Below are 25805 nucleotides of genomic sequence, written 5' to 3' on the forward strand. Positions count from 1 at the left end.
TTCATCCAACTTTTTTCGTCTATAAAACGACCTAACAGTAGATGTCAATCTTATTAATCTCTTGAGTCAAATGCTTGTCAATCTCATCAATACTCGCGACTAGGCCACCTTGTCGATAGGGATTTGACGCTATGGATACGCTTACTTTACGACCGTTAATCTCAAGTTCTTGTTGCTGAGTACGCAAATGAAACCTGATGATAACCGCTTTTTCGAGTAATCGATACTGCATCTCTAGCCCATCTAGTGTCTCCGGTAAAATCGGATCAAATACGATCTGATCTGCCGTTTGGCGAATGCCTAAGACACTCGTTAGCAACTGATTAATATAGATGCCTGGGCCACTAGAATAGATGCGCCAACCACCCTTAACTTGCCTACTACCACTCTTCATTGTATCAAATTCTGCTTGTGATTGGTACCTTGTCTTAAAAGCGCCGTCAGAACTACTAAAATAGGCGTTTGACTGCCGACGTCCGGCATTTGCCACGCGCTTTTGAATCTGTACTGGATTGATGATAGATAAGGCCCGCCAGGTTTCATCAGCCTGACCAATTTTCGCCATGGCCTCAGTAAACCGAATATGTGCATGCACATACTGTAAGCCGACTTCTCGGCCAAAGTTCGCTGCTTGTTCTGCCCGCTTAAAGTTAGTACTTACACCACCGTGATAGGCTGCTGGTCGATTCATCAGACGGACACCATCTGGAAACTGCAAGTGGGTTTTAATCACAGATAAGTGATGTGAGACTTGCTCAGGAGTCAATAGTTCTGCGATCATGCTGCGTGTCATGGGTAATAAGCGATACTGAATGCCTGTTTTTTGATCCTTAGGATGGATCATCAACTCTGATGAGCCATCCTGATTTATGTAGACAAATCCAGGAATCGTCTCGTCGCCTAGCATATACTTGTCAAAATCTTGTTTGATATGATCAGCTAGATCAATTAAATGATGCCCATAGGCCGCATCAACCTGTAATAAAATCCGACCAAGCTTGTTTAATACTTGATAAGTCAAAGCGACCGTCCAACTACTGGCCATATTTTGTTTTAATCTGCTATCATAAGGCTGCAAGGTATCATCCCAATCGCCATCACCATAACATGATAAATAAGTACCAGGTAAGAAATTAGCTTCTATGTAGGCAATTTCTTTTTTGATGTGTGACAATAATGGATGTGATTGCCCTGTTTTGGCAAAAGTTGACCGATCAGTATAGGGAATAGCTTTTGAAAGTATGGCTAAATCTGCCGTTTTCTCTAAATAATCTGCGACGATTTTCATCGGCCACACAATCACATCTCCATGACTTTCATCAGCTTTTTGCTTCTCATATCGGTCAAACATAAACCATTGTGGCCAATTGCCATCATCCTCAAATTGGTTTTCAAATACATGCGTGATGATAGATGCGACCACATCAGCGCGATTGACAGCTAAGAAAAATTCAGTTGGACCTTGCGATACATCCCGTGTTCCCCAAGCAGCACCGCCATATTGTTCCAGGCCATGCGGTGATAAGTAATGCACCAGCATATTGTGTGTGTACCACTGCATCAAGGTATTCATGTCATTGACTGATTCAGAAGGATGAGACAGATGAAAGTGATTGGTTAAATCGGCTATAAACTTTGTATAGCGCGCATTTTCAACTGCTAGTGAAGTGGTCTGTGTTTGGTTACTAGCACCTGTCAGATTCCCTTGAATCGTCATCGTAAAGCTCGACATATTTTCAACAAGAAACACCGTCAACACGTCAGACTCCGCGACTTGAAATAGCCGTTCATCAGTAAGCGCGTAAGGCACGTCAAGGCTGAAGTGGTAAGTTAGGTCAGGATAAGCACTGCCGATACCTGAATCAGCTTTTGCTTTGACTGTCACCACATTATCAGTCCGATTGATACTATAGGCTGGAGCATGTTCATCATCACTCATTAGCAGCTGATTAGTGATGGCTAATGTATAGGCCTTTCCAGTCTCACTTTCAAACTGCGTTTGAATCTCTCGGCCATCAGCAACTGTAAAAGTCGTCACTTTGAGCAAATCATTTGGCAGTTTATAATACCAAGTTGCGGAATTCAGCCCCATCTCAAAAGCAGATGGCATGGTCAATAACCGCCATGTATCCGCTTCTTTAAGATAGATACGTTGGCCAGATTGCTTCATGATATTTAATGAATTTCGGCTATTGCTCATCAATTTATTCATCGACGTATTACCAAGCACCACCTGAGAATTAAAGATGCCATACATATAAAGTGTGGTACTGAGTAAGGGCTTATCTACTGCCAAATCCATACCACTTAACAGGATATGACCATGTGCCCTCTCCATATCGACTTCTTTTGCCTTCAGTACAACATGGTGATAGTCGGTTGTGAAGAAAGATAGCGTCGTCTCGCCCGCCTTCTCAACTTGACTTTGGCTACTAAATAGCTGTGCTAATGCCGCATCACTTAATGTCTCGCCAACAATAGGAGACCCGATTGTTTTATTAAAAACGATCGAATCAGTTGCTGGTAGCGCAAATACTAACTCCTGATAACTGCTCACGATTTGACCACGATCGACTATTGGTTGACTGACAGCGGTCGGCTGATCACTACAGGCGACACCATAGAATACAATCGGTTCATTTTGTGGCTTAAGGACAAGTTTATCAGTCTGTAAGGCAATATAGGCAAATTCATATTGATAGACTTCATTTGCTAATTGTTCCTCAGTCAAGGCAGTAGGTTGATTGGTCTCTTTGTAGCCTGTGCCAAAAAACTGATAACCGTCTGTTGCATAGCTGATGAGAGGTGAAAGACTCCCCTGCTCAACTAAAGGAAACTTGCCATTTTGAGGCTGATTTTGTCTTGATGAGATCACAATAGTCGTTTCATCTTGTGTCACATGATGATCGACATACTGTGACATATAGGCTTCATTGGCTTGAACAGCACCCTGTGCCGCATTACCTATATCCTGCCCATAAATCACATCAACTGCTTGTCCATTACCAGATAGGATCACTTGCCAAAACCAAATGCCATCCTTAGCCAGCTTAAAGGCAACTTGGTAGCTAACAGCATGAAATACGCCTTGCCAAGTGAGTTGATCTTGCGCAACGAAAAATCGCGACCCGCTATTTGAGCCTATCATCGGTGTTGATACAATACCAGAGTCTGTATGTATTCGCAGATAAATCTGGTTACAATTTCCATCTAAAAAATTAGCATTCAATTGATTGATCATGATACCATCATGCGTGATCTGATCTAAATCACCTGAACTTAGGAAAGATATCGTCGTCTTATTTTCTTGAAACCTTAATTTTTTATCTAGCATACCTTTATCCTTATCTATTCTTTTTTAAAGCAAACGTTACTTTCAGTAAGTCGCGACTATTTGGGCCAACCAGCAGCTCAAATTCTCCCGAATCACTCGACATTTTTTGATTTGTGTGGACATACTGTAACATGGATTCGTCGATTTCAAAGGCAACAACTTGTGAAGCTTTGGCTGCTAGTGCCACACGATAGAACCCTTTTAACTCCTTAACTGGTCTTGTCACTTGACCAACTTTATCACAAATATAGAGTTGTACGGTCTCAACACCAGCTACATCCGACTGATTTGTCACTGTTACAGAACCTCTTAAGTTACGATCCTCAGTCATGACCTGATCCTCTAGAATGAGCGACTCATAGTCAAACTGACTATAGCTTAAGCCAAAACCAAAAGGATATTTGGCATAGTTTGAGACATCTAAGTATTTAGATACATATTTTTCATCTGGGTCAGATTCGTATGGTCTCCCCGTATTATCGCAGTTATAATAAACTGGCACCTGACCGACAGACTCTGGAAATGACATACTCAACCGTGCACTTGGATTGTAGTCTCCCCATAAAATCTTAGCAAGTGCGGAGCCACCTTCGGTACCCGGGAACCAAGCTTCTACAATCGCCTTAGCCCCATCGATACCACGTAAATCTAAGGGTCTACCATTATATAGGGTCACAACTACCTGCTCGTTTTGCGCAAGTACCAGGTTAACCAAGTCAAGTTGGGCCTCTGGTAGTGTGATATCACTACGACTAGCAGCTTCCCCGCTCATCCACTCCTGTTCACCCAAGGCTAATACGACTTTATCGGCTGACTTAGCTAATGCTAATGCCTCATTAATTGCCGCTTGGCTTGGCTCAAAATAATCAAATACTTCTTGTCCAACGACTATATTGTCAGACATACGTCGTGCACCCGTCACAAGTGAAATTGCTTCTGATTGCTTACCTTGCCAAGACCAAGCCCCTAAGATATCTTGTGTTTGAGCTGCTGGGCCAATGATTGCGACTTTCTCACTGCGTTTCAAAGGTAATATCTGCTCATTCTTCAATAAGACAATCGATTTAGCAGCGATTTCTTCTGCAATTTGACGATGTTCATCACTTAGAATAAGCTCAGCTTCCAACCACTCATCAGCACCTCTATAAGGATTTTCAAAAAGACCCAATTCATTTTTAAGCTGTAAGATTCTCAATACTGCTTCATCTAAAAGACTTTCTGCAACACGACCTTCTGCTATCAGTTCAGCCAAGTAACGTGAGTAGCAGGTTGTCATCATTTCGATATCAACACCCGCTTTAATGGCTAATTCTGCAGCACCTTTTTCATCCGCCACAACTCCATGTGCCACAATCTCCTTAACTGCACCCCAGTCCGAGATCACAACACCGTCAAAGCCAAATTCATCTCTTAACACATCACGGAACAACCACTCATTTCCTGTAGCAGGTATGCCATCGACAACATTAAATGATGTCATCACAAGTTTTGCCCCCGCATCAAGCGCTGCTTTATAACCTGGTAAATAACTCTCACGCAGTTGCCGCTCTGACATGTTGACAGTATTGTAATCACGTCCACCAATAGCTGCCCCATAAGCTGCAAAGTGTTTGACACAGGCTGCTACTCTTGAGAAGTCATTGGCTAAATCGTCTCCTTGATAACCTTTTACAAAGGCTGCCGCAAAGCGACTATTTAAGAACGAATCCTCACCTGTTGATTCCATCACGCGCCCCCAACGTGGGTCACGAACTAAATCTACCATGGGTGAAAACGTCACATGCAAGCCTGAAACAGCTGCCTCTTTGGCAGATATTTCTGCCATTTTTTCAGCAACCGACAAATCCCACGAGCTCCCTAACGCTAAAGGAATGGGGAAAATCGTTCTAAATCCATGCACGATATCAGCCATTAATAACGTTGGGATATTTAAGCGATTCTTTTCCATGTACGTTTTTTGAACACGAATTGCTTCCTTAGCACCTGAGATACCGAGCGTTGTGCCGGCATTATTGATGTTATCCTCATTTAATCCTAAATCTGACATCGGACCCGTTTTTTCCTCGGCCTTATCCGAGTAAAATGCCGCAGCCAACTGGAGTAACTGATCGACTTTTTCTGTCAAAGTCATTTGATCTACTAAATTCGTCAAGTTCGTTTTATTCATCTTTTCACCTATAACCTTCATTTTCTATTATTAATAAGTCACTAACCTATATGGCTAAATAAGACTTATGCATCACTTCATGCCTGACACATTGAACCCTTCCAAAATATACTTTTGGAAGATGAGAAAGACAATCAAGATGGGCACAACCATAAAGGTTGCACCGGCCATTTGCAAGGCATAATTGCCACCATGCTGTCCTTGTAACAGCTGCAAGCCAACCGATAAAGTATAATATTTTTCATCATTTGCGATAATCAAAGGCCATAGGAAGGAATTCCATCCACCAATAAAGGTAAGAATACCCTGTACAGCTAATATCGGCTTGGTTAACGGTAAAATAATCTTAAAGAAAATATACCATTCGTTAGCGCCATCTAAACGTGCTGCTTCTATCATTTCATCAGAAATCGTACTCATGAACTGGCGGAAGAGAAAGACGCCAAATGCACCGACAAGCCCTGGTAGAATGATCCCCGTTAAACTATTGGTCAACCCAACTGAATTCAACAAGAGGTAAACTGGAATCATCGTCACTTGACCTGGAATCATCATCGTTGCAAGCACCAATAGAAAGAGTTTATTTTTGCCTTTAAAGTCATACTTAGCAAAGCCATACCCTGCCATTGCATTTAAGAAGAGACCCGCAAAAGAACAGATTGTCACAATCAATGTGTTTTTTAGATACAAGCCAAAGTTCATACGAACGAATAGCTCTTTGAAATTATCTAGTGACGCTGCCTTAGGAAGCAGACTCGGTACGATCTGGTTGATTTCAGCATTCGTTTTAAATGAAGAAAAGATCATCCACAAGAATGGAAAGAAGGTCACGATACCAAGCACCCCTAATAGGATACTGATGAGTAATTTAAATCCCATTTGTTTATTTTTATATGAGTTTATCATGGTCACTACCTTTCCTACATCCCATTTTGTTTTTGTCTATTTTGAATCTTTAATTGGATCATCGTCACAAGGATAATGCCAATAAAGAGAATAAATGAGCAGGCTGCTGCATAACCAAATTTACTATATTGGAAACCATTTTGATAAATGAATAGCGCAACCGATACTGTACTATCTAGCGGACCACCCTTGGTCATAATGAAAGGTTCTTCAAAGAATTGGAACCAGCCAATTAAGGTTGTCACAGTGACAAAGAAGATTGAAAATTTAAGTAAGGGAATCGTAATTTTAAAAACTTGTTGCCATTTTGTCGCACCATCTATTTCAGCTGCTTCATAATATGCCACAGGGATCCCACGTAACGCTGCTAGAAATATCAACATATTTAATCCCGTTGCTCGCCAAACAGCAATGATGATTAAGGAAATTTTCGATGTGCTAGGATCCGTCAACCATAATATCGGCCCAACATGTATATAGGCTAATAAATGATTTAATAGGCCAATGGTTGGGTTATAGAGATACATCCAAACAACGGCAATCGCAACGGTATTCGTGATAGATGGACTATAGAAGACCAGCCGTAAGAAATGGAAGAACCTATTTTCACCGACATTGATCATAATGGCTAGTGCTAATGAAATACCAATAACAAGCGGTACCCCGATGACAACATAATACCCTGTATTTAAAACGGCTTGTCCAAATAGTTTATCTGTGAAAATATTGATGTAATTCTCTAAGCCAACAAAATGAATTCTTGAGTAATCAGCCAAGCCCGCTAAACTCATATCAGTAAAACTGATAAATAAGGCAAGCATGATGGGGATAATTGAGAAGATGACGAGCAACGTCACTGCAGGCGCTATAAAAAAGTAAGGCGCTTTATGTTTTTTCATGAATCGTACCTCCTTATGTCATGAACAGATAATGAAAGATATCAGCCAATAACCAAACTATCGTACTAAAAAGTTTTTTACCTTCTCAGTACGATAGTTTCTCTATTTAAATTAAGCGCTTATTTGTTCAACTTAATCGTATCATCATCAAGCTCAGTCATTGCTTTTTTGATATCTTTACCTTTAGAGATAACCTGCTCCCATTGTTTCATATAGAGTTGCGTTGTTTCATCCCATTTTTTAAGTAGTGGCATTGGTTGAGAGTGTTCTAATTGTTTACCAAAAACAGAGATAATTGGATCTTTTGTAAATGTCTCTGATTGCCATGCAGCTTTATTGGTTGGTAATGAATTAGTAGATTTAAAGAAGGCTGTTTGATTTTCTTTTTTAGAAAGATACTCAATCAGTTTCATAGAATCAGCTTTTTTCTTACTACTGCTAAAGACAGCTAAATTGGCACCACCAGTTACTGATTCACCATTAACAGGGCCTTTAGGCAATTCAGCTACAGCCCATTTACCTTTGATATCGGTTGCATTTTCATTGATGCCAGAAATCATCCATGGGCCACTAATGAACATCGGAACAATCCCTTTTCCACCAAAACTTTGGCTGATATCTAGTCCAAGATTCGTCTTAGGAGATGCCCCTGATTTAACGATATCTTCTAGATATTTAAGGGCATTTACCATTTCAGGTTGGTTGAACAATGGTTTGTTCTGCTTATCAAATAAAGTTGACCCATTTTGGCGTGCAAACATGAAGCCAAAAGTTGGTTCTGCACCATCAATATTGATACCATACATGTTATCGCCACGATTAGCAAGTTTTTTAGCAGCATCAGCTAATTCTTCCCATGTTTTTGGTGCTTGTGGATAGCCTACAGAATTTAGTAAGTCTGTTCTGTAATACAGGGCACGTGTTTCTGTGTACCAAGGCACAGCATAGTACTTGTTATCAAACTTAGTCGTTGCGACTGACCCATCAAAAAAGTTAGTTGGTTTCAGAACATCAGTTTTTTTGACATCATCAGAAATGTCAGTTAGCGCACCCGCATCTACGAACTCACTCATGAAAGAAGTCCCAATTTGCGCAACATCCGGTCCATTTTTTGCTGCAACAGCTGTCAATAATTTATCTCGAGAAGCACTCCATGGAATACTCTGAATTTTCACTGCAACACCAGTTTCTTTAGTGAATTTGTCGATGATCGGTTTAACACCTTGATCACCATCACCCATGTACCAAAAAGTTAATGGACTGGATGCCTCTTTCTTGTTGCTACTTGAACAACCAGACATAATACCCAGAGCAGCTAAGGCTGTGACACCTATTAAAATAAATTTTTTCATCTGTTTCCTCCTTAGTGAAACGTTTCTATAAAATGATATTAACATACTTTTTTTCGTTTTGCAAGCGCTTTATTTAAAATAATCATCCTTTTTTTGGCTAATATTAAGTTTTTAGCTTAAGTCAGATAAATTCACACTAGAAACGTTTCTATTACACTGTTTTATGCCACTCATTTCAATCAAGGAAACTCGTGTTATAATGAACTATCTGGTGACTGATTACACTATGAAATAATTTTTAAACAGGAGATATGATGTTAACCCTTACTAAAATGACGCAAGGTAATTTTGACGACTATATGGCAACTGCCATAACCACCTATGCAAATGAAAAGGAAGCTAATGGTAGTTGGCCTAAAGCTGATGCCCATTCAAATGCTGAAGCTTCCTACCAGCAGTTACTGCCAGATGGGCTGTTAACAGCAGATAATTATTTATACATGATCCAAGAGCAGTCCGAAAATCTTGGTTATATCTGGTTTGCTAAGTCTAACCAAAATCAAGATACGGCATTCATCTATGATTTTGAAATCTACCCAGCCTTTCAAAATAGAGGGTTTGGTACAAAAGCCCTATCCTTAGTTGAATCAGAAGCAAAACAGCTCGGATTTTCTGCCTTATCACTTCATGTTTTTGGCAGTAACGCACCTGCGATTCACCTTTATAAAAAGATGGGATTTGGCGTGACAGATATGAGCATGCGTAAAACCTTGTAATGGTTCCTCAAAATAAAAAAAACGACGCATTTTGCATCGATTTTTTTGATGGGTATTTTTTATCAGAAGTCAGCCACATTATGATAGACTTTTTGCACATCTTCATCGTCTTCAAGTGCATCGATCAGCTTTTCAAATATCTCTACATCATCACCAGATAAGTCAACTTCGCTTTGAGGAATCAACTCAAGTTCTGATACTGTAAACTCAGCAACACCATTTTCACGAAGTGCTTCTAGTGCCTTATGAAGTGCTTCTGGCTCTGTATAAACAATCACTTGGTCATCTTGTTGCTCAACATCACGAACATCGATTTCTTTATCAAGTAAATATTCGAAAATCTCATCAGCATTATCGCCAATAAATCCGATAACACCCGTATTATCAAATAAATAGGAAACAGATCCAGATGCGCCAAAATTACCACCATTTTTGTTATAGGCAGAACGCACATTCGCTGCAGTCCGGTTGACATTTGTTGTCAAGGTATCGACAATCACCATCGACCCATTTGGACCAAATCCTTCATAGCGACCTTCTGTAAAGGTTTCTTCACTACTACCTTTTGCCTTATCGATCGCTTTATCGATGATATGACGTGGTACTTGTGCTTGTTTAGCACGCTCAATCGTGAATCTAAGTTTTGAGTTTGACTCAGGATCTGGATCACCTTGTTTAGCTGCAGCATAAATTTCTACACCGAATTTAGCATAAACTTTAGAGTTTGCACCGTCTTTTGCTGTCTTTTTAGCGACGATATTCGCCCACTTACGTCCCATTATAATGCCTTCTTTCTTATCCTTTGATGCTTATTCTATACTATTTTATCATAATTTCTCTGATTGTTTCGCATTTGAATACAATTTGTTTGATCCATGTGCGCATTTTGTGTCAAACTACTGACAACCTATCTTGACAAATATGTCACCCTCTCGTAAACCACCTGTATACACTCAGCCCAATCCCCTGATTTATGTGCGCATAATCGGTATCCGACCATAATTTTGTTCTGGCAAGTCAGCATGTCCCAGCCTATAGACAGCATCAGCCTGTAAGGTTAAGCTATCTGTATAACCTTTACCTACTTTTGTCACGACATCATAGTCTTTTAGATAGGCTTGACCAGCTGATGAGAAGCCTAAAATATGGGGAGGGCTTTTTTCAAACGTTTGTGACTTACTGACATTGATTAAAATGTAGGTCAACAAACGTCTGATACGCGCTTTAGTATAGCGCTTGGTTGCTACCTCATCTACTAATTCATCAAAAGAACCAGCCACTTTAATGGCTTTTTTCAGTCTAACAGCTAGCTCCTCATTCACTTGAAAAAGGTGGGTCAAGTCTAGTAAACTTGTTGACATCACTTTATATTTAAGTAAAGAAAAATAATTGGTCCAGCCTACTTTAGGTGCTGATTCAAAAGCTTGAAAACTTGGCATGACAGCTGATAAATCAGAATCCGCATGCGCACGGATTGCTGTTGCCGATGCAAATTCTGATAACTTGTCATCATGAAATCCTGAGCCAATACGAGGGATTGCTTGTAAGCTAATGTTAGATTCTAGCTTGGCTATTGCCTTAGTATAGGCAAGTGCTAAAATATGATTAGGCGTGTTGCCATCAAAATCGATTCCTGTAAATACTTCCCACATTTTCTGTGTTTTTTGAGGATATGATAACTGATCTGGTAAGCCATCAAGGAAAGCTTGTATGTCGTCCGATTGCGTTTTATAGATATGGCATAACCTATCATAGTCAACATGATCAGAATCCGTCCCAAATACCAGCTGCTCAACACCCAAATCTGACAGTATACCGATCGCATACTCAGCAAAATAATCTGCACTTTGGACACTAGCAAAAAAAGGCAGCTCAACAATAATGTCAGCGCCATTTTCTAAAGCCATTTGCGCACGTGTCCACTTGTCAACAATGGCTGGTTCGCCACGTTGCATCCAATTACCACTCATGACCACAATCTTTAAGCCAGACGCTTGCGATAGTAAGTAGTTATGGCCATTATGAAAGGGATTGAATTCAGCAATGACACCAGAAATCATGCCTTGTCCTGCCATTTATCATAGACTTGCATGGCAATATCAATTTCTGCTTTATGTTTATCTTTCAACTCTTCATTGATGGATTGCTTTTCGACTAATTCTGCCCGTTTTTTCTTGGCAAACTTGGCAAATATCGCATCTAAAATCTCACGCATCTGATGTCCCGCATTATCCCTGACATCATCATCGAATTGACCCGTTTGATCTGAATAAATAGCAGCCATCTTGGTCCATTCATTCATGAAAAAAGTATCAATTTCTTGGTCGATATAAGTCGCAAGCTCTTTTGGTGTACTTAGCAGCTCAGCTAAGGCTGCCTGTCTTTTAGGCGTCGATGCATAGCGTTTGACTGGGTCTTCTTCTGATTTGAAATGCGGCACCACATCAGCTGTATCAAACCTATCCTCAGCAACTTGCTGTTTTCTCCTACGACTAGGTTTTTTAACAAACCACCAAGCAATCAAGCCAATAAAGACGGCACCAGCTAGGGTATCCGATACTCTCGACAGTATACTTAAGACAAGAAGCCAAAAAATAAGCTTGAGCCAGCGAGGAAACTTTTTGTCCTGTTTATCTTGTGTTAAATAGGCTATAAAGCCAACTATAACGATTAATCCTAAATACATCATTAGTTTACCCTCTCTTCATCTCAACTTTACCCTGTTTAAGTAAGTATAGCCAGTCACTGAGTTATCCGAAACCTTGATAACTAGCTTAAACACCTGATTTATTACCCTTTTTGGGCGATAAAAAACCAACGGGCGCTATCATCATTTTCAGAAGGCGCTACATTTTGAAAGTCTGATAAAACGGTGACATCCACAAAACCAGCATTATCCAGCATGGTCAGATAATTATCAATCGAGTAAGTCCGTTCTTCATGGACTTCATCTCGACGCTCAAATTTTCCGTCAGCATCCTTAACAAAAAAGGTCAGTTCATGTGTAATACTGTGTGCTTTATCACCTGGGAAAGAATCCCACATGAAGGCAAAATCTTCTTCATTTTCATGGTAGCTATACCCAGGGAAAACCTGATCAATTTGGTTAACACTGTGTACATCAAAGATGAAGGTGCCATCAGCATTCAGACAATTCCAAACCCCATCAAATACCTCTTGAACCGCTTCACGATCAGGCATATAGCAAATACTATCACTGTAACACGTCACTGCGTCATAGGTCCCAACATTGCTGAGATCTCGCATATCCCCTTCGATAAACCCAATACCAATCGTCTCATCCAACTCGTCTAAAGCACGATTATAGGCAATACTCAGCATCTCCTCTGATAAGTCAAGACCCGTTACAGCATAGCCATCACGTGCAAACTGCACAGAAAGCTTGCCTGTACCACAAGCAAGCTCTAAAATATCATGAGTATGTGATGGTAAATGATCGCGTGAAAATTGATGCCAGGCATCATATAGCGTATCGTCCATGATGGTATCATAAACGCGCGCAAATTCTTGATAATTATCCATTTTTCTCTTTTTCTAACTTAGTCAGTTAACCAAGCTGTAACATCGATTTCAGGTGCATCATGCCACAATTTTTCAAGACGGTAAGTCAAGCGTGCATCATGTGTCATCACGTTGATCACCACATCAATCAAGTCAATCAAGACCCAACCATCTGCACCAGCACCCTCAACACCATGAATGTCTCCGCCACCTTTTTTGATTGCTTCTGTGATATTATCTACGATCGCATCGATTTGACGTGAATTCATCCCTTCCATCACGACCAAAGTATCCATGACACCGCTCACTTCACGCATATCAAGGGCCACAATATCAAGGGCTTTTTTATCATCAGCAGCTGTTACAACTGTTTGTAGTAGTAGTTCGTTTGTCATGCTTTTTATTATCTTTCTATTTTGCAAATATCATCATTTTTCTATTGTATCACTTTGGATAGCAGCTAGTTGCCTGATATTAGAGTTGCCAATCACTAAATGATTAGTCATATCTGTTCGTTTAGTTTAACGCAATTTATCGACAAAAGCGTTATACGTTAAAATCGTTTGTGGGTAAATTCTGACCTGCTGCTGCGCAAGAAAAGCAACCGTATGGACTGTTTCATAAGCCACTGCAGCATCTAAATCTTGATAGGCAAGCGCCCGCGCCGCCTCAACACCTTCAAAGCGTCTACCAGCTTCTATATAGTCAGCGACATATAAAATTTTATCAAGCAAGCCCATCTGACTACTGCCAACTGTATGGATCTCAATCGCGCGTAATAATTCAGGATCAGTGATACCAAAGTCTTCCTGAATTTTGTAGATACCAACAACGCCATGCCAGACATTATTATGCCAGTTAAGTAAATCTGGATCAAGCTTGTATTTGTAAATCAGTGAGATAAAAACATCATCTGATGCTTCTTTAGCATAGTCATGTAGCAAACCAGCTAATTCAGCTTTTTCTACTGCTGCATATCCCCAGTGCACTGCTAACTGCTTAGCAGCATCAGCCACCTGTTTTACATGTGCAAATCGCTTTGGAGATAAGGTAGTCGCTAGTTTAGCCAGTAAAGCATCTCTGCTGATACCGAGCCCAGCATTATTATCAAAGACCATATAGCCCTCGTTCTTTGATAAACTCAAGTGTACCATCCGGAATCAAAAACTTTGGCTCTATTCCCTGATGCATCATCTCTCTTAGGCCAGTAGATGAAATCGCCATCTGAGGCACATCCACCCACAAAATAGGTAAAGAGGTACCTGTTCTAAATCCTGGTCGTTGTACACCAACAAGTTGTACTAAGTCAGCTAATGCTAAGGCATCTTTACGCTGTGATAAACTCGCAATCATATCACTTCCAGCGATAAAATAAAAATCAGTATCCTTATGCGTTAGGATTAGCGTTTCTAAGGTTTCAACAAGCGTCTGAGACGTGTTATTCAGCCGAGCCGTGTCAATACCCAAACCAGCATTCCCTTTTAAAGCACGAGACAGTAAGCTAATAATCGTGCCAGCCTCATCATCATACTCAGGCATGAAAAGGACACGCTCAAGATTTAACTCCCGACGGACTTGATCTGCGATCACCAAATGCGCGACATGTATCGGCGCAAATTTACCTAAAAAAAGGCCAATTTGACGCCGATTTTCTGTCTTTTGCATATCGAGTTCAACTTTAGTATAAGGTGTGAGAAGTTCAATTCCCATAAAGACTCCTTTGTTGCGTTACGTAACCAACCTAGTATCGGGAAATCAGGCTATAGTCCTAGTCCTGCCATCTACCAAATTCACATCTGCAGACAACATATTTTGACCTGATGACTAGCAGATTAAATCGCTTTAACCTCAAGTGATAACTTACGGTTCTCACGTTTTTCAGCGACTTTAAAGACAACCAAAATACGACCGATTTTTTGAACAACATCAAATGACATCTCTTCAATTTCTGCTGCCACATCATTAATATCAGCATCAGAATTTTGTAAAATTGCCACTTTGATTAATTCACGTGCATCCAAAGCTTTACGGATACTCGTTTTGATTTCATTTGTTAATCCACCCTTACCGATTTGGACAATAGGTGTCAAATGGTGTGCTTGTGCACGAAGGTAGCGTTTTTGTTTTCCAGTTAATTCCATGTTTTTCTTTCTGTATGCGCTGTGCGCTAAATTATTAGTGTCACACTTGTCTTAGACAAGCGCTTTTCGGATCAAGACATCAACACCCTCAGGTACCCATGCTGCAACAACCCCACGGTTCATGACACGAACCCAACCAAGACCTGAAAAGACAATATCTGATTTGTCTTTGATTGAGAATTCTTTTCGGACCAGTTTAGGGAAATTAGCCATATCATCTGCATGAGGTGGTGTCAGTAAGCCGCCCGCATGTTTGGCATAAAAGGCATCTGCACCCTCGAGCTTAGTTCGATGAATCATTAAGTGATTATCAAAGTAACCTGTCATACCTTGCTTGTCTCCTTGAATGTAGTCAAGTCTAGCTAGACCACCCATAAATAAGGTTTGACCAGCGTTCAGCTGATAGGTCTTTGGTTTAATCTCTTTTTTAGGACTAACCAACTTCAAATCATTTGGCCCAACAAAATGTGCCATTTGATGCCGGTGGATAATCCCTGGCGTATCAACGATAAAACTACCATCATCCAAAGGAATTTCGATTTTATCTAAGGTTGTCCCTGGGAATCGACTCGTCGTAATCACGTCAGCATCACCCGTCGCATTTTTAATGATCGCATTGATTAAGGTCGACTTACCAACGTTTGTCACACCAACAACATAAACATCACGACCATGACGATATGTTTCAATCTCTGCCATCAACTCCGACACATCATCTTCATGATGGGCGCTTGTTAAGACCACATCAACCGGACGTAGTCCTTCTTCATGTGCCCGCTCTCGCAACCAATTTTTAACCTTGCTTGCTTTGACTGATTTTGGTAAAATATCACGTTTGTTACCAACTAATAAGACATCATTTCCTGATACAAACCGATGAAGACCAGGAATAACTGACCCATTAAAGTCAAAGATGTCAATCACGTTGACAACTAAAGCGTCGGTATTACCAACCTCTGTCAGTAATCTTAAAAACTCATCATCACTGATGTTGACACCAGCAATCTCATTGTAATGACGCAGACGAAAACAACGTTGACAATATAGTTCGCCAGTTTCAAGTCCTTTATCCAAAGCTGATTTTGGGGTATAGCCCATCGCTTCTTTATCTTCAGTCTGCATTTCTGCACCACAGCCAATACAACGTAACGCTTCTGCTGTTGCTAAATCGTGTTCTGCCACTCAGGTTCTCCGTGTTTTTCTATCAATTTCCGCCACACACGACGCTCGCGTGCCCGATTAAATTTCGTATTCCAAGCATCTGACTCGACTAGTGGTTTGACTAACACACTGCGAATCCCCGCTCTTTTTGCCGCTCTAATATCTGTCATCAGCTGATCACCCACCATGATGACATGCTCTGGTTGTTCATCCACCAGCTTGATTGCTTTTTTTATACCATAATCAAATGGTTTCATAGCACGACTAATGAAAGGTACATCAAATCGCTCAACAGCGTGCTTTACGCGTTCATGGTTGTTATTTGACACAACCACAACCTTGATATTGGTTGCTTTCATCTCCGCAAGCCAGTCACGCATCTCCTGTGTACCATCTGGATTATTCCAGGCAGTTAAGGTATTATCCAAATCAACTAGGACAGCATGAATTTGATGGCGCTTCAAACTTTCAGCAGTCAGCTGATAAGCAGCCGCCAATAAAAAATCTGGTCTATAATTTTCAATGCTCATGCTTTATATTATAACATAAAAGCGCGTCTTCGTCTGACGCGCTTTTATAAAATGGCGATTTATGAGAAATTAGGTGAACTCGCAAACCCAATCCTTATGATTTCCTAACTTATTTTTTATTTTGATAATAAAGAAATCCGTTCTCGACCATAGGTCCCTTTTGCGATTAGGTCTACAAGCCCTAGCGCATAGTCTGCATAGCTAATGTAACTCTCACCAGCTTGATTGGTTTCAAATAGTTCACCTGCAACTTGATAATCTCCTGTTTTCTTACCCTCAGCATCAAAAAGGGCTGCGGGACTCACATAAACCCACCTCACATCCTGTCTCTGTCTTAATACTGCTAACCCTTTTGCCATACTAGTTGCTAATGGCTTATAGGCTTCTGGGAAGTCGAGCGTGTCTTGTAGCTGTCTGGTATGTGTTTCATCCATATATAAGCTACCCGCACCGCCAACGACAAATAGAGCTGTTTCAGTACCACTTAGCACATCAGCCAAGTGTTTGAGAGATGTTTCATGCTTCACTAAATCCTCAGGATACCAAAAACCAACTGCATCAACTACCGCATCAAATCCTGCTAAATCTGATGCAGTCAACTCAAAGATATCTTTTTTCAAGACAGCTTGTGCTAGCGTTTTATTCTCGTTGCGAACAACTGCAGTGACTGACATCCCTTTGTCAACTGCTTCTTGCGTAATCAAAGAACCTGTTTTACCATTTGCTGCGATAACTGCAATTTTCATCTTAACTCCTCCTACATACTACTAGGATATAGCTAATGATATAAAAAGCCAAGTAATTAGTCCTTAAACGTAATTGATACCCTAAAACTGGCACTTTTAACTGGTGACAAAAAAAACACTAGGCAAGCCTAATGTTTTCATATCTGTTATTTCTTTTCAAATTTTTCTTTGACATCTTCAATAACATCTTCAGCTTTCTCTTTGGCATCCGCAGCAACTTCTTTAACTTTACCGATTGCTTGGTCTAGCATACCTTCAGCTTTTTGCTTGTCATTACCAGTAACAGTACCTGCAACATCTTTTGCTTTGCCTTTGAGTTTGTCCGTTAGTCCATTGTCTACCATAGTAAGCGCTCCTTTTTCCTTTTGATATCTTCATTTAATCACATTTGTTTAACATAATCAAGTAAAAAGGGTTACGCTTACATCTTTCATCTCATTTTAGCCTTAATACATCCTTGAACTTTAACATGACCATGTTACCTATCAAAAAAAGCAAGGTGTACATCACAGATGTATCCCTTGCTTTTCTAGCTTATTTAAATTCTTTTTTTAATTTATCGAAGAAGCCTTCTGGTTTTTGACTCGTGACCGTATGACCACTTGCTTTAGCGAATGCTTGTAATGCGTCTCTTTGTGCATCATTTAATTTCTTAGGTGTCACGATATTGACGATGACGTGTTGATCACCATTACCTGTCCCTCTAAGTTTTGGTGCCCCTTTACCGCGTAAACGGAAATTTTGACCCGTTTGTGTCCCAGCAGGGACTTTTAGTTTGACAGTGCCATGGACAGTTGGAATTTCAACTTCATCACCAAGTGCTGCCTGAACAAATTCTAGTGGCATTTCATAGAAAATTTCGGCACCATCACGTTCAAACTGTTTAGAGGCCGCGACATTAAAGATCACATAAAGATCGCCATAAGGGCCCCCATTTTTACCAGCATCTCCACCACCATTCATGCGCATTTGTTGACCAGTTTCAACACCAGCAGGGACTTTAACTTTGATTTTGTGTAGTTGTTTTTCATGACCAGACCCATGACAAGTTGGACATTTTTCTTTAATTTCTTTACCAGTACCGTGACAAACATCACAGGTAGCTGTTGTCATCACACGGCCCAGAGGCGTATCACGCGCGACTTGCACCTGACCATGACCGCCACACTTATGACAAGTTTCAGATTTTGTACCCGGTTTGGCACCATCGCCATGACAGGTGTGACATGCTTGATCCCGATTGTAGCTAACTTCTTTTTCAACACCAAAAATCGCCTCTTCAAATTTAAGGTTGACACGGTATTGTAAATCTTCACCTTGACGTGGTGCAGTCGGATTGCTTTGTCCACCGCCGCCACCAAAAAATGATGAGAAGATATCGTCAAAGCCACCAAAACCGCCGCCACCACCGAAGCCGCTAAAGCCACCAGCACCGCCACCAAAGCCACCACCGTTAGCTCCTGCTGCACCATACTGATCGTAGGCTGCACGATTTTGTGCATCACCTAGTGTTTCATAGGCTTCTTGTACTTCCTTATACTTATCTTCTGCACTTGCATCTTTATTAATATCTGGATGATATTGTTTTGACAACTTACGGTACGCTTTTTTAATTTCATCTTGGCTAGCTGACTGACTAACCCCTAGACGCTCATAATATTCTGTGTTATTCATGTGAGAAAAAACCTCTTTTATTTTTTAAAATTTTTAGTGTAAGTCTATTTTACCATGTTTGACCAATTTTGACAAAAAAATTAGCACTCTTTTTTTAGAGTGCTAATTTACTATTTTATAACCAATCGCCTGATATCCTTATTCAGAACTAGCTTGGCAAAAATGATTGGTATACCGACAATCAAGCCGATTAATAAGCCAATATCTAATGGTGTACTAATAAACCTATTAGGTAAGAAAAATGTTAAAACAAAATCCAGGATGACTAATACTAAAATACCACTGTAAAACGGAAGTCGTAACTTATCTAACTTGATATAAAAAGTATCTTGTTCAAGTGAATAGTGCTTATGCAAAATCATGATAATCGGCAAAAGTATCACCAGTAAAATCAAGAAATAAACTGGATAAGCTATCGATTTTAGGAAGGCATTTAGAGATGGCATATTTAACAGAGAGACTATATTGCTCCCAGCTAGTAGGCAAGCTGGTACCCCTAAAAATAGCGTTAAGAGTTTATAAATCGGTTTCCCGACTAGGACATTGACGAAGCTGATTAATAGGACCATACCAAGTGAGATAGATAGGCTATTGCCGCCTTGTACTAGTAAATCTTCCCAAGGGATGGCAACATATTGACTTGGTATAAACAGGCTACGCGTAAGATGGGTGATCACGGACAGGAAAGTAATCATCACTAACGGAATACCAGCCCAATAGATAAACTGAACAAGATTCAAGCGATTCACCTCACCTGTTCGCCCTTTGATAAAGGCGGTCACCTTGGTCAGCTGATCCACGATCAGTAAGATGCCATATAGCGCAGCAAAGGCCAGACAGATATTGAGTCCCATTAACCCGATTTTATTGATCGAAACCTGTTCTGTATGCTGGCCATTCTCACCGACTGAAGGGATATATCTTAGTACAGCGGTTGAAAAATAAGGGTCGCTCCTATAAGTTCGTTTATCCTCACTATAGTAACTCAGTAGATCTGTTTTTAAGGCATCATAAGTCAATGGCGCAAACTGATAAATCATTTTAGCCGAAATCGGTTCATTATTATTAATAGGCAGGGGTTTTATCATACGAATCGTTTCGAGATACCGTTGATAGTCATTTGGGAAGTCCTGTGCATAAATATCTGCTTTGGGATGCGTTTTGAGATAAGTTCTCGTCTTCTGATAGGCTGCTTTACTTGTAGACTGTACAACGATTTTTTCCCACCTATGCCACTGAACACTATCGTTAGCCATACTGGTTAAACCAGCTACGATGATTAAGGCATATAAGCCAATTAGCCAACTTTTCCGTAGTTTGAAGTATACTTTCATTAAATTTTTCATCTGCCTTACCCCAATTCCTTTCTAAAAACATCCTCTGTTGTCACCTGTAAAATCTCGACAAACCGATAGGTTGTCGTATCGGTAAATATAGCTGGTATCAAGGACTCTGAAATCAAGGCAACATAGACGCGGCCACGCTTTTCTAAAATCGTAGCAACATCAAGTAGATTGGAAGCAAGGGTGTCTCCTTCATAAACAAATTGAATTTTAACAATGTCTGACTCACAAACTTGTTCCGTAACCTGCGTCCCCTTAATTAATAAAAGGCGATCCGCTAGACTATCAAGCTCTGCTAAATTATGCGTGGCAATCATGGCACTTCTACCTGCATCAACCAACTCAAGTAACATCTTTTTGAAATAATCTTTTACGAAGATATCTAAGCCGTCTAAGGGCTCATCAAAGAGTAGATAGGTCGCCTGACTTGCTATCCCTGCAGCTAGATAGATCAAGGCTTTTTGACCTTTTGAGAAAGTTGAAATCGTTTTATCCGCAGGCAAATTCTGTGATGATAAAATCATCATAAACTGGTCCTGGTCAAATTCGGGGTAGAACATCGTCAGCACGTCTATGACTGTCGTCGCATGATAGGCAGTCATCCAGTTTGATAAGGTGTCTACATAGAAAACAGAGGCTCGACCTTTGTCTCCTAGTAAAATTTCCCCATTATCTGCTAACATTTCACCTGCAATCAGTCGCATTAGCGTGGTCTTACCAGCACCATTCCGACCAACTAGCCCGATTACACTGCCAGCTGTCATCTCAAAAGACACAGCCTCTAAGATCGTTTTACCTGCAATCGCTTTCCTTACATCCTTAACTTGTAATGTCATGATAAACTCCTTTTGCTAACGCTATAATGCTAGATTCTTCAATATGATGATCTCGCATCTCCCTCACCAAAGTCAAATAGGCTGCCTTTAGTTCTGCCACATGAAAGGCCTGTAGTTTTGCTGCATCATCGCTGATAAAGTTACCCTTACTCGGTATAGAGGTAAGCACCCCTTCAATTTCTAAAGTCTTATAAACTTTGACAGCCGTATTCGGATTAATCTTCTTTTCCAAGGCGAAATTGCGGACACTGGGTAATTTATCACCAGGTTTTAAAATACCAGCTGCGATATCACTTTTAATTTCATTAGCCAACTGTTCATATATTGCGAGTTTATTCATGACTCTCCTTTCAATCCGTATCTATTGTACTATTATAACTAGTACACTTATTTTTGTCAAGTGTTTCTTAATATTAGATAAAATAAAAAACCATGATTGCTCATGATTTTTTCATTTTTTTATGGATAGGTGCTGCAACCACCGTAAACAAGAAGGTTAAGAGTGTGATAACAAGCGCAGGAATCAACAAAATAAGTCTAGGCAAATAACCAAATATCATCGGCTTTTGCGGGCCTTTTATTGCTGCGATTTCGGCATCTAGTCTATCAAATTCTGACTCGATACGACGTGCAACCTCAGCAAGACCCTCACTGTCTAACTTCTTGATATCTGAGATATCAATCGGGTTACCGAAATTCATATCAACCCGTTCTCGTTTAGCTAATCCTTTGAAAGTCATCGGTCCTTGATAGACAGCAGGCATAATCCGCACTTTGGCCATTTTTGCAATTACCGCAACACCACCCTTTACATCTTTCGAGTGGCGTGATCCAGAAGGAAACATGATGAGCGAGCGATTTGATGTTTTCAAAATTTTAGTTGGATACTTGATTGTACTTGGGCCAGGATGTTCTCGGTCAATCGGAAATGCACCACACTTTTCAATCCAATATCCAAAGAAGGGATTTTTAAACAACTCTTTTTTAGCCATAAAAATAAACTCTTTTGGCTTAGTAGCAAAAGCCAAATAAACGGGATCCCACCAAGTCCTGTGGGGGGCAACTAGAATATAATTCTCAGTTTTATCCAAGATTTTTTCTGTGTTATGATAATGGGCATTCCCATTTAACATCCATAACAGAAAAGTGACAAAATTTCTAAGGTAGGTATAAAACATATTTTTTTCCTTTATGATAGTTTGACTAGGCGTTACGATGTCTAATTTGTAATAAAAAAAATAGACTAGTAAGTCTATTTTACCATATTTAGTTCAGGTTGACCCTATACTTATCTGACCAACTTATTTTCTGTGACATGAATATCGTCCACTTCAAATCCAGCTGTTTTAAAAATAGCTTCAATCTCTGCCGTACTAAGCTTACCAATCAATTGGAACTCAACAGCAGATTTTTGATTCTCAGTATTAATCTGGATGATACTTCTCACATCGAGCAAGTGCTCTGCCAACAGTTCTGCTACTTTAGCCAGTGAGCCTACTGTATCTGGCATCAAAAGCCGCACATGCACGCCAGCTTCACCGTAGCCTGCTACTCTGAGAAAGGCACCAAAAACATCTTTATCCGTAATCAAACCGCTGATTTGATCATTATCAACAACAGGTAAGACACCGACATTATGTTGCCGCATTTGATAAACGGCATCCTCTAGCGTCGCATATTTTGAGATTGTTAGGACATCACGAATCATGACTTCACCAACGGTTGTCTTGTTAAGCAAATAATTCATCTCATAAACCGATAAAGAAGTCGCCACTGAAGGACTCGCTTTCTCAATCGTTCCAGCAGTGACTAGTCCAACTAACTTGTCATCTGCAATAACTGGTAATCTATGGATACCTTGTTCCTTCATGATATCCGCAGCCTTGGCTATCTTAGTCGTTGGTGAGACATAGATAACTTTTTTAGTCATAAAATCTTTCACTGCCATAATCAATTCCCCCGATTTCTGTTAACGTCACCTTATTTTAACATGATAGCCTCATAAAATCACGTCAGAAACTATCGCTAAATCATATGAACGATTAACCGCCAAGATAAGCTTTTCGGACATCGTCAGAAGCTAGTAGTTCTTTACCCGTACCAGATAATATCACCTTACCTGTTTCTAAGACATAACCACGATCAGCGATAGATAAGGCCATATTGGCATTCTGCTCAATCAAAAGAACAGTCGTCCCTTGTTTTTGAATATCCTTGATGATCTCAAAGATTTCTTGAATAAAGATTGGTGCTAGCCCCATTGAAGGTTCATCCAATAACAAGAGTTTAGGTTGACTCATCAAGGCACGACCCATGGCAAGCATTTGTTGTTCACCACCAGATAAAGTCGCTGCATCTTGACCTTTTCTCTCTTCTAAACGCGGAAAACGTGCAAAAATTTTCTTCAAATTTTGTGCATTCTCTTCGCGATTTTTACGTAAGAAAGCACCCATCTCTAAGTTTTCCATAACAGTCAAGCCAGGAAAGACATGACGACCTTCTGGTACTTGGGATAAGCCACTGGCTACGATCTTTTGAGCAGGTGTTTTATGGATATCTTTTCCCTCAAATTGAATCGTCCCATTTGAAGGTCGAACTAGACCTGAAATCGTGCGTAAAATAGATGTTTTACCAGCACCATTTGCCCCAATAAGCGAGACAACTTCACCTTCATTGACTTCAAAAGAGACGTCACGAACAGCTTGAATGACACCATAATGGACATCAAGATTATTAATAGTTAACATCGCCATTATGCTTCTCCTCCCAAATAAGCTTCGATAACACGCTTATTGTTTTTGATTTCATCTGGCGTACCATGTGCAATCAAACGACCATATTCTAAAACATAGATCCGTTCAGTTACATTCATAACAAGACTCATATCATGTTCAATCAATAGAATCGTAATATTAAACTGTTGTTGAATTTGCTTGATAAGTGCCGTTAATTCTGCTGTTTCTTGCGGATTCATACCAGCAGCAGGCTCGTCCAAAAACAAAATCTTTGGTTTCGTCGCAAGCGCGCGCACAATCTCTAAACGGCGTTGTTCACCGTAAGGTAAATTTTTGGCCAAGCTAGCTTGCTTGACGTCTAAATCAAAGATAGCGAGTAGCTCTAAAGCTTCTTTTTTCATCTCTGCTTCTTGCTTATAATATGCAGGCAAGCGGAAAAATGATGCCAAAAGACGGGATTTTTTTCTTGTACCCATGGCAATCAAGACATTATCCAAAACAGTCAAGTTTTTAAACAGGCGAATATTTTGGAAAGTACGAGATAGACCAGCAGCAGCGATTTTATAAGTCGACAAGCCATTTAATATATCGCCAGCCAGAGTCACTGTCCCTTCAGATGGTTCATAGACACCAGTTAACAAGTTGAACAGCGTTGTTTTACCAGCGCCATTTGGCCCGATAAGCCCAACAAGCTCAGACTCACCCAGTTCAAGATTGACATCTCCAACAGCTGTTAAGCCACCAAAGTTTTTTGTAAGATTTTTTACTTCAAGAAGTGCCATTAGTTAGACTCCTTATTTTCTTTTTTATTGAAGAAACGTGAGAGCTTGAACTCCCATGTGCCAAGTAAGCCACCTGGGCGGAAAATCATGACTAAGATCAAGATCAATGAGTAGATGATCATCCGAATCGCCCCAAAATCTTGTAGGAACATATTCAGTAAGCCCAAGATAATTGCGGCAATGATTGTCCCAGTAATCGAGCCTAATCCACCTAATACAACGATGATTAAGGCATCTACTGATTTCATCCATGTGAAATCTTTAGGTGTCACAGTCCCGATAAAACCAGCATATAGGCTACCCGCAACAGCTGTCACCATGGCACCGATTGTAAAGGCAATGACTTTAACACGTGTCACGTTTACACCCATCGACTCAGAAGCAATCTCGTCTTCACGAACTGATAAAGTGGCACGACCTGATGGTGAATTGATAAAATTCAAGATCAAGACAATCACGACAACAGCGAAGATGAAGGTCATTCCCCAGTCAGTGAAGAGAATAATCCCTGATAAACCAGCAGCACCATTTGTTAGGTCCCCACCATTCATAATCAGGATACGAATAATTTCCGATACACCAAGTGTTGCGATAGCTAGATAGTCACCTTTCAGACGCAAAGTCGGATAGCCGACAATAATCGCGACGATACCAGCAACGATTGCCCCAATCAGCATTGACAAGAAAATCGTGCCCCAAGTTGGTGCCATACGAGCTGAGATAATCGCAGATGAATAAGCCCCGATTGCCATAAAACCAGCAGAACCAAATGAGAACTGACCAGTAAAGCCGATGACCAGATTCAGACCAACTGCGACGATCAGGTTGATCCCAATTTGCGTGATGATTTGGGCAACAAATTCATTGATTACACCAGCACTGATAAGGCCGATTAAGATACCATAAATCACGGCAATAATAACGAGCCAGATAATCGATAGTTTTAGATTTTTTTTCATTA

General features: G+C 40.3%; 27 protein-coding genes. 1 reads left to right on the forward strand and 26 read right to left on the reverse strand.

All coding sequences use genetic code 11. From position 1 onward, the window contains the following. Positions 1-31 precede the first annotated feature (31 nt). The 5 genes from RU86_RS03635 to RU86_RS03655 all read right to left on the reverse strand — a co-directional run bounded on the left by RU86_RS03635 (position 32) and on the right by RU86_RS03655 (position 8658). Positions 32-3334 carry a GH36-type glycosyl hydrolase domain-containing protein gene (locus RU86_RS03635; protein ID WP_096814103.1) on the reverse strand — a complete coding sequence of 1101 codons (3303 nt, stop codon included), beginning with the start codon at positions 3332-3334 and terminating at the stop codon, positions 32-34. A gap of 10 nt (positions 3335-3344) precedes the next feature. Next, on the reverse strand, positions 3345-5501 hold the full coding sequence (bglX, locus tag RU86_RS03640; protein WP_096814104.1) for a beta-glucosidase BglX: 2157 nt from the start codon (positions 5499-5501) through the stop codon (positions 3345-3347). Positions 5502-5573: 72 nt separating this feature from the next. Continuing rightward, the gene (locus RU86_RS03645) at positions 5574-6404 is read right to left on the reverse strand and encodes a carbohydrate ABC transporter permease (protein WP_079507817.1); all 831 of its coding nucleotides are present in this window, start codon (positions 6402-6404) and stop codon (positions 5574-5576) included. Between the two features lie 17 nt (positions 6405-6421). Continuing rightward, the gene (locus tag RU86_RS03650; protein ID WP_096814105.1) at positions 6422-7306 is read right to left on the reverse strand and encodes a carbohydrate ABC transporter permease; all 885 of its coding nucleotides are present in this window, start codon (positions 7304-7306) and stop codon (positions 6422-6424) included. Between the two features lie 119 nt (positions 7307-7425). Continuing rightward, entirely contained in the window at positions 7426-8658 is a 1233-nt protein-coding gene (locus RU86_RS03655; RefSeq protein WP_096814106.1) for a sugar ABC transporter substrate-binding protein, read from the reverse strand. Between the two features lie 254 nt (positions 8659-8912). Here RU86_RS03655 and RU86_RS03660 point away from each other — a divergent pair, with 254 nt between their 5' ends. Beyond that, positions 8913-9374, forward strand: a complete 462-nt coding sequence (locus tag RU86_RS03660; RefSeq protein ID WP_096814107.1) for a GNAT family N-acetyltransferase — start codon at positions 8913-8915, stop codon at positions 9372-9374. A 62-nt stretch (positions 9375-9436) separates the two neighbouring features. Here RU86_RS03660 and RU86_RS03665 read toward each other — a convergent pair whose 3' ends face one another. The 21 genes from RU86_RS03665 to RU86_RS03765 all read right to left on the reverse strand — a co-directional run bounded on the left by RU86_RS03665 (position 9437) and on the right by RU86_RS03765 (position 25803). Further along, positions 9437-10153, reverse strand: coding sequence for a YebC/PmpR family DNA-binding transcriptional regulator (locus RU86_RS03665; RefSeq protein WP_047914632.1), 717 nt, complete (start codon positions 10151-10153; stop codon positions 9437-9439). 192 nt (positions 10154-10345) lie between these two features. Then, positions 10346-11449 carry a nucleotidyltransferase gene (locus RU86_RS03670; RefSeq protein ID WP_245810471.1) on the reverse strand — a complete coding sequence of 368 codons (1104 nt, stop codon included), beginning with the start codon at positions 11447-11449 and terminating at the stop codon, positions 10346-10348. Then, positions 11431-12063, reverse strand: coding sequence for a phosphatase PAP2 family protein (locus RU86_RS03675; protein ID WP_096814108.1), 633 nt, complete (start codon positions 12061-12063; stop codon positions 11431-11433). The genes RU86_RS03670 and RU86_RS03675 overlap by 19 nt, the downstream gene beginning before the upstream one ends. 101 nt (positions 12064-12164) lie before the next feature. Beyond that, complete coding sequence (locus RU86_RS03680; protein WP_096814109.1) at positions 12165-12917, reverse strand: class I SAM-dependent DNA methyltransferase; 753 nt, start codon at positions 12915-12917, stop codon at positions 12165-12167. Between the two features lie 17 nt (positions 12918-12934). Beyond that, positions 12935-13291, reverse strand: a complete 357-nt coding sequence (gene rsfS, locus RU86_RS03685) for a ribosome silencing factor (protein WP_096814110.1) — start codon at positions 13289-13291, stop codon at positions 12935-12937. A gap of 126 nt (positions 13292-13417) precedes the next feature. Beyond that, the gene (gene yqeK / locus RU86_RS03690) at positions 13418-14014 is read right to left on the reverse strand and encodes a bis(5'-nucleosyl)-tetraphosphatase (symmetrical) YqeK (protein ID WP_096814111.1); all 597 of its coding nucleotides are present in this window, start codon (positions 14012-14014) and stop codon (positions 13418-13420) included. After that, positions 14004-14606 carry a nicotinate-nucleotide adenylyltransferase gene (locus RU86_RS03695; protein ID WP_096814112.1) on the reverse strand — a complete coding sequence of 201 codons (603 nt, stop codon included), beginning with the start codon at positions 14604-14606 and terminating at the stop codon, positions 14004-14006. Before RU86_RS03695 ends, yqeK begins: the two co-directional genes overlap by 11 nt. 122 nt (positions 14607-14728) lie before the next feature. After that, the gene (gene yhbY / locus RU86_RS03700) at positions 14729-15037 is read right to left on the reverse strand and encodes a ribosome assembly RNA-binding protein YhbY (RefSeq protein WP_047914626.1); all 309 of its coding nucleotides are present in this window, start codon (positions 15035-15037) and stop codon (positions 14729-14731) included. A gap of 51 nt (positions 15038-15088) precedes the next feature. Then, a complete protein-coding gene (gene yqeH / locus RU86_RS03705) occupies positions 15089-16219 on the reverse strand; it encodes a ribosome biogenesis GTPase YqeH (protein ID WP_082095379.1) in 1131 nt (376 codons plus the stop codon). Beyond that, positions 16201-16728, reverse strand: a complete 528-nt coding sequence (locus tag RU86_RS03710; RefSeq protein WP_079504525.1) for a YqeG family HAD IIIA-type phosphatase — start codon at positions 16726-16728, stop codon at positions 16201-16203. The genes yqeH and RU86_RS03710 overlap by 19 nt, the downstream gene beginning before the upstream one ends. A gap of 116 nt (positions 16729-16844) precedes the next feature. Further along, positions 16845-17474 (reverse strand): NAD(P)-dependent oxidoreductase, encoded by a 630-nt coding sequence (locus RU86_RS03715; RefSeq protein ID WP_096814113.1) that lies wholly within the window; start codon positions 17472-17474, stop codon positions 16845-16847. A gap of 146 nt (positions 17475-17620) precedes the next feature. Beyond that, positions 17621-17818: a CsbD family protein gene (locus tag RU86_RS03720; protein ID WP_096814114.1), complete on the reverse strand. Its 198-nt coding sequence runs from the start codon at positions 17816-17818 to the stop codon at positions 17621-17623. Between the two features lie 190 nt (positions 17819-18008). Next, the gene (dnaJ, locus tag RU86_RS03725) at positions 18009-19148 is read right to left on the reverse strand and encodes a molecular chaperone DnaJ (RefSeq protein ID WP_096814115.1); all 1140 of its coding nucleotides are present in this window, start codon (positions 19146-19148) and stop codon (positions 18009-18011) included. Between the two features lie 110 nt (positions 19149-19258). After that, entirely contained in the window at positions 19259-20494 is a 1236-nt protein-coding gene (locus tag RU86_RS03730; RefSeq protein ID WP_096814116.1) for a hypothetical protein, read from the reverse strand. 5 nt (positions 20495-20499) lie between these two features. Then, positions 20500-21327: an ATP-binding cassette domain-containing protein gene (locus RU86_RS03735; RefSeq protein ID WP_096814117.1), complete on the reverse strand. Its 828-nt coding sequence runs from the start codon at positions 21325-21327 to the stop codon at positions 20500-20502. Continuing rightward, entirely contained in the window at positions 21311-21667 is a 357-nt protein-coding gene (locus RU86_RS03740) for a GntR family transcriptional regulator (RefSeq protein ID WP_096814118.1), read from the reverse strand. Before RU86_RS03740 ends, RU86_RS03735 begins: the two co-directional genes overlap by 17 nt. A 100-nt stretch (positions 21668-21767) precedes the next feature. Then, positions 21768-22505 carry a lysophospholipid acyltransferase family protein gene (locus RU86_RS03745; protein ID WP_096814119.1) on the reverse strand — a complete coding sequence of 246 codons (738 nt, stop codon included), beginning with the start codon at positions 22503-22505 and terminating at the stop codon, positions 21768-21770. Between the two features lie 110 nt (positions 22506-22615). Continuing rightward, a complete protein-coding gene (locus tag RU86_RS03750) occupies positions 22616-23275 on the reverse strand; it encodes a CBS and ACT domain-containing protein (protein ID WP_096814120.1) in 660 nt (219 codons plus the stop codon). 94 nt (positions 23276-23369) lie between these two features. Beyond that, complete coding sequence (locus RU86_RS03755; RefSeq protein ID WP_047914603.1) at positions 23370-24080, reverse strand: ABC transporter ATP-binding protein; 711 nt, start codon at positions 24078-24080, stop codon at positions 23370-23372. After that, entirely contained in the window at positions 24080-24844 is a 765-nt protein-coding gene (locus tag RU86_RS03760) for an ABC transporter ATP-binding protein (RefSeq protein ID WP_096814121.1), read from the reverse strand. Before RU86_RS03760 ends, RU86_RS03755 begins: the two co-directional genes overlap by 1 nt. Further along, positions 24844-25803 carry a branched-chain amino acid ABC transporter permease gene (locus RU86_RS03765; protein WP_096814122.1) on the reverse strand — a complete coding sequence of 320 codons (960 nt, stop codon included), beginning with the start codon at positions 25801-25803 and terminating at the stop codon, positions 24844-24846. Before RU86_RS03765 ends, RU86_RS03760 begins: the two co-directional genes overlap by 1 nt. Positions 25804-25805: the final 2 nt, after the last annotated feature.

Source organism: Pseudolactococcus piscium (genome assembly GCF_002441695.1).
GTDB lineage: Bacteria > Bacillota > Bacilli > Lactobacillales > Streptococcaceae > Pseudolactococcus > Pseudolactococcus piscium.

Excerpts from the sequence above, each read along its gene's own strand:
- RU86_RS03635 (WP_096814103.1), bottom strand. The coding sequence starts at position 3,334 with ATGCTAGATAAAAAATTAAGGTTTCAAGAAAATAAGACGACGATATCT.
- bglX (WP_096814104.1), bottom strand. The coding sequence starts at position 5,501 with ATGAATAAAACGAACTTGACGAATTTAGTAGATCAAATGACTTTGACA.
- RU86_RS03650 (WP_096814105.1), bottom strand. The coding sequence starts at position 7,306 with ATGAAAAAACATAAAGCGCCTTACTTTTTTATAGCGCCTGCAGTGACG.
- RU86_RS03655 (WP_096814106.1), bottom strand. The coding sequence starts at position 8,658 with ATGAAAAAATTTATTTTAATAGGTGTCACAGCCTTAGCTGCTCTGGGT.
- RU86_RS03660 (WP_096814107.1), top strand. The coding sequence starts at position 8,913 with ATGTTAACCCTTACTAAAATGACGCAAGGTAATTTTGACGACTATATG.
- RU86_RS03665 (WP_047914632.1), bottom strand. The coding sequence starts at position 10,153 with ATGGGACGTAAGTGGGCGAATATCGTCGCTAAAAAGACAGCAAAAGAC.
- RU86_RS03670 (WP_245810471.1), bottom strand. The coding sequence starts at position 11,449 with ATGGCAGGACAAGGCATGATTTCTGGTGTCATTGCTGAATTCAATCCC.
- RU86_RS03675 (WP_096814108.1), bottom strand. The coding sequence starts at position 12,063 with ATGATGTATTTAGGATTAATCGTTATAGTTGGCTTTATAGCCTATTTA.
- RU86_RS03680 (WP_096814109.1), bottom strand. The coding sequence starts at position 12,917 with ATGGATAATTATCAAGAATTTGCGCGCGTTTATGATACCATCATGGAC.
- rsfS (WP_096814110.1), bottom strand. The coding sequence starts at position 13,291 with ATGACAAACGAACTACTACTACAAACAGTTGTAACAGCTGCTGATGAT.
- yqeK (WP_096814111.1), bottom strand. The coding sequence starts at position 14,014 with ATGGTCTTTGATAATAATGCTGGGCTCGGTATCAGCAGAGATGCTTTA.
- RU86_RS03695 (WP_096814112.1), bottom strand. The coding sequence starts at position 14,606 with ATGGGAATTGAACTTCTCACACCTTATACTAAAGTTGAACTCGATATG.
- yhbY (WP_047914626.1), bottom strand. The coding sequence starts at position 15,037 with ATGGAATTAACTGGAAAACAAAAACGCTACCTTCGTGCACAAGCACAC.
- RU86_RS03710 (WP_079504525.1), bottom strand. The coding sequence starts at position 16,728 with ATGAGCATTGAAAATTATAGACCAGATTTTTTATTGGCGGCTGCTTAT.
- RU86_RS03715 (WP_096814113.1), bottom strand. The coding sequence starts at position 17,474 with ATGAAAATTGCAGTTATCGCAGCAAATGGTAAAACAGGTTCTTTGATT.
- RU86_RS03720 (WP_096814114.1), bottom strand. The coding sequence starts at position 17,818 with ATGGTAGACAATGGACTAACGGACAAACTCAAAGGCAAAGCAAAAGAT.
- dnaJ (WP_096814115.1), bottom strand. The coding sequence starts at position 19,148 with ATGAATAACACAGAATATTATGAGCGTCTAGGGGTTAGTCAGTCAGCT.
- RU86_RS03730 (WP_096814116.1), bottom strand. The coding sequence starts at position 20,494 with ATGAAAAATTTAATGAAAGTATACTTCAAACTACGGAAAAGTTGGCTA.
- RU86_RS03735 (WP_096814117.1), bottom strand. The coding sequence starts at position 21,327 with ATGACATTACAAGTTAAGGATGTAAGGAAAGCGATTGCAGGTAAAACG.
- RU86_RS03740 (WP_096814118.1), bottom strand. The coding sequence starts at position 21,667 with ATGAATAAACTCGCAATATATGAACAGTTGGCTAATGAAATTAAAAGT.
- RU86_RS03745 (WP_096814119.1), bottom strand. The coding sequence starts at position 22,505 with ATGTTTTATACCTACCTTAGAAATTTTGTCACTTTTCTGTTATGGATG.
- RU86_RS03750 (WP_096814120.1), bottom strand. The coding sequence starts at position 23,275 with ATGGCAGTGAAAGATTTTATGACTAAAAAAGTTATCTATGTCTCACCA.
- RU86_RS03755 (WP_047914603.1), bottom strand. The coding sequence starts at position 24,080 with ATGGCGATGTTAACTATTAATAATCTTGATGTCCATTATGGTGTCATT.
- RU86_RS03760 (WP_096814121.1), bottom strand. The coding sequence starts at position 24,844 with ATGGCACTTCTTGAAGTAAAAAATCTTACAAAAAACTTTGGTGGCTTA.
- RU86_RS03765 (WP_096814122.1), bottom strand. The coding sequence starts at position 25,803 with ATGAAAAAAAATCTAAAACTATCGATTATCTGGCTCGTTATTATTGCC.